Origin of the sequence: Prevotella bivia DSM 20514 (genome assembly GCF_000262545.1) — a bacterium.
In the GTDB taxonomy this organism is placed as follows: Bacteria; Bacteroidota; Bacteroidia; order Bacteroidales; family Bacteroidaceae; genus Prevotella; species Prevotella bivia.
The window spans coordinates 1,939,245-1,953,742 of sequence record NZ_JH660660.1 but is presented as its reverse complement, the minus strand read 5'-3'; the positions used below and the strand labels follow the sequence as shown (position 1 = coordinate 1,953,742).

Sequence of the window (14,498 nt, the reverse complement as noted above, 5' to 3'; positions counted from 1 at the left end):
TTGAACGCATTATTGTTTTATATTGTAACTTCATTTTCTTAAAATTTAATGATTGTGCGCAAAGAGTAGTTCACGCCACGCTCGTGCGCATAATATCTAAATCGGTCTGTATATTCCTTATATAATGTATTGAGAATGTTATCGCCTACCAACATTACCTTTATTTCCCTGTTGCTGGGCAGCTTGAAGGCAACATCTGCTGTGAGGCCAAGCAGGAAGTAGGGGTCGGGCGATACTGCCACTAAATCCGTGTTAGGGTCGAAACGTTCTTGTTTTGTAACATAGTTGCCAGAGAGAGAGAACGATGCCTTTATCTTTTTCTCTGCACCGAAGATATGTTCGTAGTTGGCTGACAGTCCATACTTGTCTGATGGCATGAAAGGCAACCAGTTGTCTCGTGTTATGTTGCGTGCAAATATCCATTCGCCCTTTGCTACGATACTGAGTCCTTTAATGGGATTTACTGTAGCTTCTATATCGCCACCATACAGTCTCACATCGTCCTGATCATACATAAACTTGGCATACTTTCCGCTTGGGCTGTTATGAAAACGATTAGCACCATAGCCGATATGGTCGTATATATAACTGTTGATGTGTTGGTAGAACATACTTGGCTCTACAGATATCCATGTATTGCGATACCTTGCGCCTAAGATAGACTTCCAACCACGCTCACTCTTTAGGTTTCTATTGCCCACTACCCAATAAGAACCTTCTTGAAGTCCGACGGCGTAAAGCTCGTTGATGTCTGGTGGACGCCACGACCAACCGATGTTTGCACGCATATCCCAGTTGTCGTTAAACTGATAGTGAGCAGCAAAACTCGAGGTGAAGTTGCTGTAAACCTTGAAGTCATCGTAATAGTCGTACTTGTTCAGCGTGGTGTAACCGCTCACGCTCATTACTCTAAAGTCGTAACGCAAGCCCAATTCGCATTGCAATTTTTCAAAGAAAGTAGCCTTTTGCAACAGGAAACCACCCATGGTGAGAGCGGCAAAGTTTGGTACAAAGGCAGGGTTCTTGGTGCCTGGGAAGTTGTAGTTTATTTGGTATGTGTTTGATATACCTGCAAAGGTGGACATTTTGTAAGGCTTCCATGAAGCACGATATGACAAGTCGCCTTTGTATGTTTTCAATACAAGGTCTTGCATCGGGATGACGCTCCACTCCTTTCTCATACGGTTCTCATACTCCTGTCGCAAATTTTCCTGGAACGACAAAGTCAGATCCAGCGATTGCTTTGGGTTGATGCGATATTTCACCTCGCCCTTCAGCGTGAAGTGTTGTGATTGCTGGAAGGGTATGCCAATTTCATAACTGAATGGTTGCAATGACGACTCTGTTGGACGACCAATGCGGAATCGTTCTTGTAGTTGTGCCAAGTCGGATATTTGGCTGCCAAAATAGATACCAGAACGTTGGTAGAACAAACTTGTAAGCACGGTTGCCGTGATGCGCTTGTTCTCAAAACCACCCATGGCAGACATGCTGATGTTATTGTAGCCCGTGTTGTTCATGATGTATTCTGGCGTATGATAATCACCACCACGAGTATAGTTGCCGTGCAGGCGCATACCGAAATTCTTCCAACCTGCTTCAATGCTTCCCGAGCCGCTTATTCCTCGGGGATTGGTATCATAACCGATGTTGGTAACTCCTTTCACGATAGGCTTGTTATGCCCATAGGGTAGAGGAGCATCGTTGAGCAATACCACACCACCCATAGCACCAAAACCGTAACGAATACATTCGGCACCCTTTACAACCTCTACCATGCTGGCACCTGTGTAGTCAATTTCTGGCGCATGATCGTTGCCCCAACTCTGGCTTTCCAATTTCACTCCATTGTTCATCAATAGAATACGGCTGCTGTGCATACCTTGAATAACGGGTTTAGCCACCGTATTACCAGCACTGATAGAACTCACACCAGGAATAGACTCCAACATTTTTGCCAACGAGGTGGCACCACCTTTTTCGAGTACACTTTGATCCAAAACCTTGGCTTGCTGCATGATGTCGGTGTGTCTCTTTTTAGATGTTACCGTTACTCCACTTAATTGCTGTACGTCTTCCTTTAACTTGATGTTCAGTGTGCGTGTTTTTGCTGACACATAGGAAGTGTAACTCTTATAGCCTACGAATGAGACAGTGACTTTCACATTCTTATCGGTGTTGCTTAACTTCATAATACAGATTCCCGACTCGTTGGTGACGTATGTCTTACCATTGCTATCTTTCACAACGGCTCCTAATATGGGTTCGCCCGTTAGCGCATCTGTAACTTGAAGAGTCACGCTACCTTCCTCGACTTTATCTGTGCTTGCGTACTTGCCGTTGTGTGCCTTTGTGGCAGAGATGCTTAAAAACAGCATCATCAGCATTAGCAAGCATCCCTTGAAAAGAGAGTCTCGAGCCGATAAAATTTTTTGCGTTCGTTGTTCTTTTTTCGACATTTTACTATTTTAATAATTGTTGTTATACTAAAAAAACTTTCGATTTGCAAAGATATTTCAACTTCTCGATACAGAAAAAAAATGAACATACCCAAAAATAGGTATTTTCTTGTTGCTTCTTTTTACGGGCATAACTACTTTTAGTGAAAGCAGATGGTATTGACGAGCTTGTTGACTAAGTCGTTTCCTCTTGTTTGGAATGTGGTCTGAGTACACATTATTTATTTTTATTGTGCCTAAATGCGGGTGTTGTACACATACTTTACCACCTTTGCCCTACTATCTCTTTGTTATAAGACGCAGTGGAGGACAGCCCAGTGTCCGTCATCAAACGATAGAACAACATGTTTATGAATAAGCAATAAAATGAAACCTAACAACCCTCAACTCTCCAATAAGCGTTACCTTGTCCCCTTTGTACTCATCACCTCACTGTTTTTTTTTGAGTGAAGCGATGGCATGCGTGTTATTCGTCAAGGAAAGGGAGAGGTTGCTATGACGGAGGGCGAACTGGCGAAGTTTTTCGGAGTTAGTTGGCAAAAAGTTAATCACAAGGTCAGACTTATAAAACAGACAATGTGTTTGAAGCCTTATGGGATAGAAACTACTGATTATACCCTTCTTCTTCCACTGCTTAGGTATATCTATAAAGAATTCAATAACTGCTATCATTATTTTTAGGTATTTTCAGGCAGATGAAGAAAAAAGTTGTCTACTTACTTGCTTTTTTCATAAAAAGTACATATATTCGCAACGTTTTATTTATAAGACTCTAAAAACTTACAGTTATGAAAGCAAAACAAGCAACCCTTTACACTCTTACTTTCATATTGGCATTATTTGTAGGAGTATTAACATCGTGTTCTAATAATGATGAGGTAGCTGAAATTACTGTTACTAGAGATTACCAAACTGATTCTAAGGTTCTTGCTAAATTTGTTGATATAAATAAAACAGTTGGCGAGTACTATTTGAATGTACATAAAACCTCTTTCAAAGATTTGCTTTCTGATAAGGATTGGCAAGATTTGCAGAGCGTTAATCCTTTAAATAAACAAAGGTTTGAAAAAGAAATAGCAGAATTAAATATGCGATTACAAGCCGCTGCAAATAATCCAAAAACTTCTCAAATAGTATATTCTACGTATAATGAAACTTGGATTAGAAATCTTACACAAGATAGAATAGTGCAAGTTGAAAATACCTTAAAAAGCTCTCTAACAAGGGCAAGAGGTAGTAATCTTGCAACATTACCAATTTTCCCAGGAAGTAAAAGTCAGTGTTATTTCTCTTCAGGAAAGAAAATTATTTCAAGAATTCAATTAAATATCTTCAATGGTAGCTATTTCTTTTTTGACATTCTTTGTAAAAAAGATGCAAAAAAAGACCCCAATCCGAATATGAATGAAAAACTAATAACTCTTTCAGGAATATCAATGCTTCCATATAATTATTTTACTTGGACAGCATATAGCAATGATGCTAATATAAATTGGCAATTTGAAGGACAAGGTTATGAACCCAAAAATGGTGGTCCTATTGCCACTGCTACTTTTGAATCGCACAATTAAATGTTTTTATATATGGGGAGAGATTATATATCCCCCTATTTCTTAACTTAAACAAATGAACTCCACGTATAAGTTATTAGTAATATTTGTTTTCTCCTTCTGTTTAATATCTTGCACTACTGAAGACTATTATACTAGTAATGATGTTGTAGAGAAACTTACAAATAAAATATGGGTAAATATTATCAAGGATAAACCCAAAACGATGTGTGAGCAATATGTTTTTTTAAAGAATGGAACAGGATATCAAGTAGTTCTGGAATATCAAAACAAAGAAGTTGAAAAAGAAAAAAAATCATATTTTCACTGGACTTTTATGTATCCTGACAATAAAGTTATATATATAGATTGGGGATTGTATTGGAAAATAAACTCCTTGTCAGATGTTGTCTTTAATGTAGAGGAAACTTATGACGACCCCTATCAGACCCCTAGTCAACTATATAAAAGAAAATTAGAGATGACCTCTAAAAACAGCATTTTTATGTAGTCTGAGTTATAACGAAAAGCAAAAATGCCTAACGATTATTCTATTAGGCATTTCTTTATTACTCTTGTTTATTATTTTTACTTCAAAAAATAGGGTCAAGTTTCCTTATCTGAAACCCAACCCTATTCGTATCATAAAATCCTTATTAGGACTAAAAGTTAAAGTATTACATTATTCATCTGCCTCTTCTTTAGCATGTGCCTCTATTAGCTTGTCTTGCAAATCATTTGGAACTAACTCATAACTAGAGAATTTAGTAATGAAACTAGCACGACCACCAGTGATAGAACTTAATGTTGTACTATATGAAGAAAGCTCTTTCAACGGAATTTTAGCTTGTAACTTCTGATAACCAGCTTCGGAATCCATACCCATAATTAAGGCACGACGACCTTGAAGATCACTCATTACATCGCCCATATAATCGTCTGGTACAAATACTTCTAGATCGTTAATAGGCTCAAGGATCTTTGGACCAGCAATCTTGAAAGCATCAGAGAACGCATGCTTTGCAGCTAGGGTAAATGATAATTCATTAGAATCTACTGGGTGCATTTTACCATCGTAAACAATAACACGAACATCACGCGCATAACTACCTGTCAATGGACCTTTTTCCATACAATCCATTACACCTTTTAAGATGGCTGGCATAAAGCGTGTATCAATAGCACCACCAACAACAGAATTGATAAACACAAGCTTACCACCCCATGGTAGGGTCTTTTCTTCTCGACTTTTTACATTAAGCTTAAATTCTTGACCATCAAACTTGTAGGTAGTAGGTTCTGGCATTCCTTCTGCGTATGGCTCAATGATCAAGTGAACTTCACCAAACTGTCCTGCACCACCACTCTGCTTTTTATGCCTATACTCAGCTTTAGCCTGCTTAGTAATCGTTTCACGATAAGGAATACGTGGTTCTTTGTATTCAACCTGTAATTTTTCGTTATTTTCAAGACGCCATTTTAAGGTACGAAGGTGGAATTCTCCCTGACCATGTACAATAACCTGACGCAACTCCTTGCTCTGCTCTACTACCCATGTAGGGTCTTCTTGGCGCATCTTTAACAAAGCAGCCATTAGCTTCTCGGTTTCAGAAGTATTCTTTGCCTCAATAGCACGAGAGTATTTAGAGTTAGGATATTTAATAAAATCGAAATGATAATCACAGCCCTTACCATTCAGAGTGTTACCCGTTTTAACATCTTTCAGTTTTACGGTACATCCTATATCACCAGCATTCAATTGATCAACAGGTATACGAGTAGCACCAGCACAAACATATATTTGTCCTAATCGTTCTTTCGATCCACGATCGGCATTAGTCAAGTCATCACCTGTTTTCACACTTCCACTCATTACTTTAAAGTAAGACACTTCACCAATATGTGGCTCCATACCTGTCTTAAAGAAATAAATAGAAGTAGCATTATCAGAATTTGGTTGTACTTCTTCACCGCGTGTATTATGTATCTTAGGCATTTCATCAACAAACGGAACTACATTACCTAAGAATTCCATTAATCGTCTCACGCCCATATCCTTGCCTGCACAAACACAAAATACAGGGAAGATAGATCGTGTAATTAATCCCTTACGAATACCCATACGAAGTTCGTCTTCGGAAAGTTGCTCTTCCTCAAAGAATTTCTCCATCAAGCTTTCATCGTTTTCAGCAGCAGCCTCAACTAATATTTTGTGTAATTCAAGTGCTTTATCTAACTCTTCTTTTGGGATTTCCTCAATAGTTGGTGTTCCACCTTCTGCTTTCCATGTATATTTCTTCATCAATAACACATCAATAAGGCTATTGAAGTTGGGACCAGTCTCTATAGGATACTGTATTTGTACACACTTTGAGCCATAAATATCTTGCATCGTTGTAATGATATTCTCAAAGTTGCACTTATCAGAATCTAACTGGTTAATCAAAAATATTACAGGCTTCTTTAATTTCTCTGTATAACGGAAAATATTCTGTGTGCCTACTTCTGGACCATACTGACCGTTGATCAATATAACAGCTTCATCGGTTACATTAAGTGCTGTTATTGCACCACCTACGAAATCATCACTTCCAGGACAATCTATTATGTTTAATTTCTTATTATTCCACTCGGTATGAAACACTGTTGGGAATACAGAATAACCGTATTCTTGCTCTACTGGAAAATAGTCGCTTACCGTATTCTTACCTTCTATTGTACCACGTCGCTTAATAACAGAAGCTTCAAATAACATACTCTCGGCAAGTGTGGTCTTGCCGCTACCCGCACTGCCAACAAGGGCAATGTTTTTAATTTCATTTGTCTGATAAATACGCATAACAGATTGATTTAAGTAGTTAGTAAAATGTTAAATTATCAGGTTATCAAGCATCAAATCTGCATTTTGCAAATCTAAATACTATCTGTCGCCTAAATTATACATTTTGATTGAAAGAACCAAAAAATAAAAGCAATAAATCACAAAAAATTAAGGCAAATTAGTACATTTGCAATAAATTTTGACTTCATCACATATTATATAGAAAAATAATAATGACAGGACTCTATATCCATATACCTTTTTGTGCTAGTAGATGTATATATTGTGGCTTCTATGCTACACTTACAAAAAATGCAGCGAAAAGAGAAAACGAAAATACACTTACTCAAAGACAAAGATACATCAATGCTGTTTGCAAGGAGATCGGCAAGCAAAAGGCAGAACTTTCTACTATTTATTTTGGTGGAGGAACTCCCTCGCAACTCACATCAGAGGAGCTGGTTCAAATCTTTGAACAAATTAATAAAACCTTCTTACATCACACAAATAATGGAGCTACGCAGCTAAAAGAAATCACAATAGAATGTAACCCAGAAGATATTACAGAGGATTTTGTACAAATACTTAAAACCCTTCCGTTCAATAGGGTATCAATGGGTGTTCAAACATTCTCTGACGAAAGACTTAAATTTCTTCATCGTAGGCATACTTCCTCAAAAATACCAGAAGCTATTCAGCTACTTAGGAGTGTAGGTATCAATAATATCTCAATTGATCTCATGTTCGGTTTCCCCAATGAAACACAAGAAGAATGGATTGCCGATATAGAAAAGGCTATTGCCCTCAACGTAGAACACATTTCTGCTTATAGCCTAATGTATGAAGAAGGTACTGCGCTCTATACCATGCAAAAGCATCAAAGAGTAAAGCAGATAGACGAAGAACAATATCGGGAAATGTATGAAGTGCTTATTGATCGATTAGAAAAAGCTGGCTATGAACAATACGAGATCAGCAACTTCGCTAAACAAGGTTTTCGATCTCAACATAATAGTTCTTATTGGCACAACATACCCTATATTGGTATTGGAGCTGCAGCACATTCTTATGACCTCAATACGCGTCGTTGGAACTATGCCGATCTCACTAAATACATTAACGCCATAGAACAAGATAAGCCTGCTTATGAAGAAGAAACCATTGATGCAAACACGCATTACAATGATAGCATAGTAACGGCACTTAGGACAAAAGAGGGATTAAACATAGCAGAATTTGAAGAAAAGTATAGAAGATATTTCTTAACAAATGCAGCGTCATACATTGAAAATGGGTATCTTCGCAAGAATGATACTTGCTATACGATAACAAGAAAAGGTTTATATATCAGTGATACGATCATGGTTGATTTGATTATAGCATAACATAGAGTTTTAAACGCTTTAAAACACATAGATTATGACAGAACAAGAATTTGAAAATCTTTGGGAAGAAAACAAAGAAAAGATAAGATTAAATAGTGATGAATATCAAGCCATTAAAAAGTCATATTATAGTTGGGGGTTAATAGATTATACGCTATTAATCGGTGGCTTTATTGGATGTGAAGCTCTCCTCCAACAAGTAGTGAAATCTATTATTCTTCAATATATTCTTGCCCTATTAGGTATGCTTAGTATTTGGTTAGGTTGGAGATATTTTAAATCAAGATTGGCAAATGGCAAAACGCTTGAGGAAGTCGATCAAGAATTGAAAGAAAGATACAAAAGAACACTACGCTTATAATAACAAAGAGGATCGCCATAATAGGTGATCCCCTTTATTGTTCATATCCTTTTTTTTATTTATCTGCTTTATTTTCTGAAGGTAAAACAAGATTAAGAACAACGCCAATAATCGCTGCTAGTCCAATTCCACTCATAGAAAAACCACCAAAACTTAATACTGCTCCGCCAATACCCATTGTTAATGTTACGGAAATAATAATAATATTACGTGTTTGGTTTAAGTCTACCCTATGTTGAATAAGATTGTGAATTCCAACAGATGCTATCGTTCCGAATAATAATAGCATAATACCCCCTAATACTGCTGTTGGAATACTTCTTAGCAATGCGCTCAACTTACCAATTACTGAAAAAACAATTGCTGTCAATGCTGCTATACGTATAACTTGTGGCTGAGTAACCCTGGTGATACTCATAGCTCCAGTTACCTCACTATAGGTAGTTACAGGAGGACCTCCAAAAAGGCTCGCAGCAAGACAAGCAAGACCATCACCTAACATTGTACGGTGAAGACCAGGCTCTTTCACAAAGTCTTTATCTGCAACAGCACTTACTACATATACATCGCCTACATGCTCAATAACAGGGGCTATAGCCACTGGTATCATATAAAGGAATGGTTCCAAAGCAAAATGTGGTAGATGAAAATTTGATATTGCAGAAGGTAAAGCAAACCAAGCTGCTTCTTGTACAGGTTTAAAATCGACCTCACCTATAAACATAGCTACAATATAGCCCACAATAATACCACTAATAACTGGCACTAACTTAAACAATCCCTTACCTAAGGTTAACACTAAAATAGCTGTTATCAATGACACAAAAGCTAAAAGCCAATTTGTCTTAGCCATATCAACAGCAGAGCCAGAAAGCGACAGACCTATCAAAATAATAACAGGACCAATAACTACAGGAGGGAAGATCTTATCAAGCAAAGCTTTTCCCTGCCATTTTACCAATACTGACATCACAAAATAAACCAGTGCCACACCTGCAAATGAAGCTAATGTACCTGGCATACCCCACTCTTTTGATGCTGCAATAATAGGGGCTATAAAGGCAAATGATGATCCTAAAAAAATAGGAACCTTACCTTTCGTAATGAGATGAAAGATGAAGGTTCCTATACCTGCCGTAAATAATGCTGTTGAAGGATCAAGCCCCACGAGCAACGGAACTAAGACGGTAGCACCAAACGCAACGAAGAGGAATTGTACTCCCACCAACGTTTTTCTGAAAGTTGTTAAGTTATTTGTATCCATTATATTTAATAAAGAGTAAATTCTTTATGAGGTAGCAAGTATGATATTTGCTAATCGAGTGCAAAATTATAAAATTAATAGGAAGAAACTATCACCTAAACGATAAATATTTTATTAGTCGGCTATTTTCTACTTCGTATTAGAATATAGATAATAACAGGGGCACCAATAATAGGTGTTACCACATTTAATGGCAGAACACCACTCTCTCTTGGAAGAAAACAAAGAAGATTACATAGTAATGCTATTAACGATCCACTTAGAAGTGTTGTTGGCAATAACTTTAATTGGTTTTCCGACTTCAACACCAAGCGTGCCATGTGCGGAACAGCCAAACCTAGAAACAATATAGGACCACAAAAGGCGGTAGTAATTGCCGTTAATATACCTGTTAAGGCTAGCAAAACTGTTCGCATTTTTTTTGTGTTAATACCTAAACTCTCAGCATAAAGAGAACCTAACGACAATATATTTAATGGCTTTATCAAAAGTAATGTCAGAATAATTCCGACAAGGCAAAGCATAGAGAAAGGTAATAACTGATTGGAAGATACGCTACCAAAATCGCCCAACCCCCAAATCATATAGCTTTTTACTCCATCTGCTGTTGAGAAAAAATTTAAAAGCGATACCACTGATGATGCCAAATATCCCACCATAATACCAACTACTAATAACATTGTATTGCTATGCACAAAGTTAGATAATAAGGATATAAGCATTGTTACTACCATCGCCCCTACAAAAGCAGCTATTAAAATAGCAAAAAAGCCTGTAAAAGAAAAACTTGAAACCGAAACAGTGCCTCCTAATAATAACATTACCAAAGCCACACCTAGTGCTGCTCCACTATTAATGCCAAAAACATCAGGTCCAGCCAAAGGATTACTAAATAAGGTTTGTAAGATTAATCCATTTGCAGCCAACACACTACCACATAGCAATGCTGTAATAGCTTGTGGCAATCTGTTTTCTAAAATTATAAAACGCCAACTATCATCTTCCACCTCTACGCCTCGCAATATACTAATTATCTCTAAAAGAGGAATTTCCACAGCTCCAATACAAAGATTGAAACAAAACAGAACTGCTATTCCAACAACAAGAAAAGCATTAATAACTATATTATGTTGCTTCATCACTTAGGCTATAACATTTTACAAACGCTTATAATATCTTAAAGGGGCTATCTTTAAATCTGGATGGAAAAGCTGTATCAAATCTTGCAAAAGCCAATCGGGATGCCAACTCACTTCCTCAAAATAAGGAACTTTGTCTATCTTACAACCATAAACCTCACCTTCACGAAGAGGCTTCAAAATCTTATAATCGGGCGACTCTTGTAGCAATATTTCCTTGTTGCAATTCCCTACATAAGAAAGTATCCAAAAGTCAGCCTTACCAAACTTTGACACAATCGTTTCAAAAGGCAAGGATAAGCTGCCACTATGTTTGTCGCTACTATAGGCATATTTTCCTAAAGCATCTTTATAAAGTAACCCTACACTACTCTCACCGCCAGGTACATACCACACTGAACCTACCTTGCGATCTGGCAAAACACTACGCGAAAGCTTACTCTTCTTTGCTAAGTTATGCAATTTCCAATAATTGGTCTTTACGACATTAAATAATGAGTCGGCTTCTTTTTCCTTACCAACAAGTATACCATAAAACTTCATCCACTCTGCTCTACCCAATGCCGACGTCTCCATATACTCAGCACACTCTATTAACGGAACACCTGCTTTATCTAATCTGCCATACCCCCCACTATTCTCAAAAGGCGAAACGAAGATGGCTTGAGGCTCCAACGTGATTATTTTCTCCACATTAGGTTTCATGCTCTCGCCACAATCTGTAATTTTTCCTTCTGCACCATCAGCCTGTTGGGCACGCTTCTGAACATCAGAGATCAGCATATATTTAAGGTCGGTTACACCTACGATTGATTTTTGAGCTTCCAACATCTCGAACAAATTAGCATGAGCAGTAGTAAAAACCACACAACGCTTCAGTGGTAAGACTATAAGATTTTCTTTGTCAGATACAGCTTTCTTTATAGGAGCATCCGATAAATAATAAGTATGCAAGATTGTATGCTTTTTCCATGGATTATGTATTTCTACCTTAGTAAAATCAGAGTATTTCACTATAGTTAGATGCTTTGCATACTCAAGCTTTAAAGTGTCGCCTTCTTCGACATCACTACTATCAGTATGCTTACGAATATTACAACTCGTCAAAACTAACAACAGAGAAAAAAAATAGAATATATATTTCCACATAATTGAAAAATATTTGTGCAAAAATACAAAAAAACTGTGGCTTATTGAATGTAATAAGTTTTTTTTTGTAACTTAGTCAGCAATTATTACTAACAATACTAAACAGTTTCAATTATGGCAGAAGACATTTCTAATGCACTTTCTAACCACATCAATAAGAAGAAAGTATGGCAACTGCTTGCCATCATTGTGGTTACGACCATCGTTTGGAACCTACCTTCCAATGTTTTCGGTATCGATGGTCTTACAATCGTTCAACAACGCGTTATAGCAATCTTTGTTTTTGCAATCCTTTCTTGGCTCACCGAGTGCATCCCTGCTTGGGCAACATCACTCGCCCTCACAGCTATTATGTGTGTTACAGTATCAAAAAATGCTTTTGGTGTATTCAAAGGAGATAATGTAGGAAAGTTACTAGACTCGACAGAGATAATGGCTTCATTTGCCGACCCTATCATTATGCTTTTCCTTGCAGGTTTCATCATAGCAATAGCCGCATCTAAATCGGGACTTGACACCTTGTTAGCACGAAATCTTATCCGACCATTCGGAAAAAAGAGCGAGAATGTCTTACTAGGTTTCCTACTTATCACAGGATTATTCTCTATGTTTATCTCTAATACAGCTACAGCTGCATTGATGCTTACTTTCCTTGCACCGGTATTTGCTGCACTACCAGCAAACGGTAAAGGTCGTATTGCATTGACCTTATCAATCCCCGTTGCTGCAAATTTAGGAGGTTTGGGAACGCCCATCGGAACCCCTCCTAACCTCATCGCCTTGAAGTATCTCAACGACCCTGCAGGGCTCAATATGAACATTGGATTTGCACAGTGGGCTCTGCTTATGATGCCTACCGTCATCATCTTGTTGATAATCTCTTGGAAAGTTATCCTTCACTATTACCCTTTCACACAGAAAACTATCGAACTGAAGATTGATGGAGCCGTTCACCGTGGGTGGAGAATGTGGGTAGTTATGGCAACCTTCACTCTTACCATACTCCTTTGGGTAATTCCTAAAGAAATTACTGGTATTGATACCAACACCGTCTCTATGATTCCAATGGGTATATTCGCCATCACGGGTGTTATAACAGCAAAAGACCTCCAGAAAATCGACTGGAGTGTTATTTGGATGGTGGCTGGAGGATTTGCCATTGGGCTAGGTATGGACAGTTCAGGATTGGCTGATGCCGCAATCGAGAGTATTCCGTTCGGCTCATGGAGTCCTATATTCATTATGCTGATTTCTGGCTTAATCTGCTATCTCCTCTCCAATTTCATTTCAAACACTGCAACAGCTGCATTACTTGTTCCTATTCTCGCAGTAGTATGCCGTGGTATGGGTAATAAATTGGACGGCATTGGTGGGACAAGCATTGTTTTAGTTGGTATTGCTATCGCTGCATCTTGTGCTATGTGTTTACCTATTTCAACTCCTCCTAACGCCATTGCCTACTCTACAGGACTCGTAAAGCAGAATCAAATGTTGAAAGTAGGATTAAGTTGTGGTCTTATATCGCTCGTTCTAGGCTATGTCCTATTATTCGTCATCGGTCAGATGCACTTAATATAATAAGTCGACACAATAAGTTGAAGGAGTATTTCTTGCTCCCTCGTTATTCGTTTTAACTGTAGAACACAGAGAGCGGTACATGGAAAATGTGCCGCTCCTCTTTTATGTTGTAACCAATTCATAGATAAATAATAAAGCTAAAGTCCATTTTTTCAAACTTCATTGGCTATATCTAGGAACACCGTGGAATAATTTTTGTAAGTTTGTAAGTATAAACAATAAATAAAATACACTATGATACTAGCAAACTTACAAGATGCAGTGCGTTATTACTCTCTGCATCCACGCATGCAAGAGTTATTTGAATATATCAAATCAACCGATTTCTCCAAACTTTCAGCAGGAAGAATTACGTTAGATGACGATGCTCTTTTCATCAATTTAGATGTATCTTCGCTATTAGACAAAGAGCAACAAAAGCTGGAATTTCACAAAAAATACATCGATGTTCAAATCCCATTATTAGTGAACGAGACAATGGGCTGGTCGCCTATTAACAAACTAGGCAAACCCGATATCCCCTACGATGAAGCGCGCGATTGTGGCTTATACTTTAAACCTGCCCAAACCTATTTCACGGTTTCACCTAACGAATTCACAATCTTCTTCCCAGAAGATGCCCATGCACCTATCATTGGTGAGGGGACACAACGCAAACTAATAGGAAAATTGCTGATATAGAGAAGTATAGGTATTATTTGTTCTATCCTTTAACGCATAAAAAATAATGAGCGGTGCATCTATAAAAATGTGCCGCTCATTCCCTTAATACCTTTTTAAAAAAGAAAAACT

Annotated in this window: 11 protein-coding genes; 6 read left to right on the top strand and 5 right to left on the bottom strand. The window is 37.7% G+C overall.

Features of this window, described 5'->3' with window-relative positions; translation table 11 throughout:
* Positions 1-38: 38 nt before the first annotated feature.
* Positions 39-2,459 (bottom strand): TonB-dependent receptor, encoded by a 2,421-nt coding sequence (locus tag PREBIDRAFT_RS10640; protein WP_004337646.1) that lies wholly within the window; start codon positions 2,457-2,459, stop codon positions 39-41.
* Between the two features lie 788 nt (positions 2,460-3,247).
* On the opposite strand from PREBIDRAFT_RS10640, the gene PREBIDRAFT_RS10630 reads away from it, so the two are divergent.
* Entirely contained in the window at positions 3,248-4,030 is a 783-nt protein-coding gene (locus PREBIDRAFT_RS10630; protein ID WP_004337644.1) for a hypothetical protein, read from the top strand.
* 205 nt (positions 4,031-4,235) lie between these two features.
* Positions 4,236-4,520, top strand: coding sequence for a hypothetical protein (locus PREBIDRAFT_RS10625; protein ID WP_238295903.1), 285 nt, complete (start codon positions 4,236-4,238; stop codon positions 4,518-4,520).
* Positions 4,521-4,691: 171 nt separating this feature from the next.
* Here PREBIDRAFT_RS10625 and PREBIDRAFT_RS10620 read toward each other — a convergent pair whose 3' ends face one another.
* Complete coding sequence (locus PREBIDRAFT_RS10620; protein ID WP_004337642.1) at positions 4,692-6,848, bottom strand: elongation factor G; 2,157 nt, start codon at positions 6,846-6,848, stop codon at positions 4,692-4,694.
* 215 nt (positions 6,849-7,063) lie between these two features.
* On the opposite strand from PREBIDRAFT_RS10620, the gene hemW reads away from it, so the two are divergent.
* Entirely contained in the window at positions 7,064-8,215 is a 1,152-nt protein-coding gene (hemW, locus tag PREBIDRAFT_RS10615; protein WP_004337641.1) for a radical SAM family heme chaperone HemW, read from the top strand.
* 34 nt (positions 8,216-8,249) lie between these two features.
* Positions 8,250-8,576: a hypothetical protein gene (locus PREBIDRAFT_RS10610; protein ID WP_004337640.1), complete on the top strand. Its 327-nt coding sequence runs from the start codon at positions 8,250-8,252 to the stop codon at positions 8,574-8,576.
* Between the two features lie 55 nt (positions 8,577-8,631).
* On the opposite strand, the gene PREBIDRAFT_RS10605 is transcribed toward PREBIDRAFT_RS10610, so the two are convergent.
* The 3 genes from PREBIDRAFT_RS10605 to PREBIDRAFT_RS10595 form a co-directional block, all read right to left on the bottom strand.
* Positions 8,632-9,840 (bottom strand): uracil-xanthine permease family protein, encoded by a 1,209-nt coding sequence (locus PREBIDRAFT_RS10605; RefSeq protein ID WP_004337639.1) that lies wholly within the window; start codon positions 9,838-9,840, stop codon positions 8,632-8,634.
* A 122-nt stretch (positions 9,841-9,962) separates the two neighbouring features.
* Positions 9,963-10,979 carry an iron ABC transporter permease gene (locus tag PREBIDRAFT_RS10600; protein WP_004337638.1) on the bottom strand — a complete coding sequence of 339 codons (1,017 nt, stop codon included), beginning with the start codon at positions 10,977-10,979 and terminating at the stop codon, positions 9,963-9,965.
* A gap of 18 nt (positions 10,980-10,997) precedes the next feature.
* Complete coding sequence (locus PREBIDRAFT_RS10595) at positions 10,998-12,128, bottom strand: ABC transporter substrate-binding protein (RefSeq protein WP_004339906.1); 1,131 nt, start codon at positions 12,126-12,128, stop codon at positions 10,998-11,000.
* A gap of 114 nt (positions 12,129-12,242) precedes the next feature.
* Between PREBIDRAFT_RS10595 and PREBIDRAFT_RS10590 the strand changes: the two genes are divergently transcribed.
* The gene (locus PREBIDRAFT_RS10590; RefSeq protein WP_004337636.1) at positions 12,243-13,706 is read left to right on the top strand and encodes an SLC13 family permease; all 1,464 of its coding nucleotides are present in this window, start codon (positions 12,243-12,245) and stop codon (positions 13,704-13,706) included.
* Positions 13,707-13,940: 234 nt separating this feature from the next.
* Entirely contained in the window at positions 13,941-14,387 is a 447-nt protein-coding gene (locus PREBIDRAFT_RS10585; RefSeq protein WP_004337635.1) for a YhcH/YjgK/YiaL family protein, read from the top strand.
* Positions 14,388-14,498: the final 111 nt, after the last annotated feature.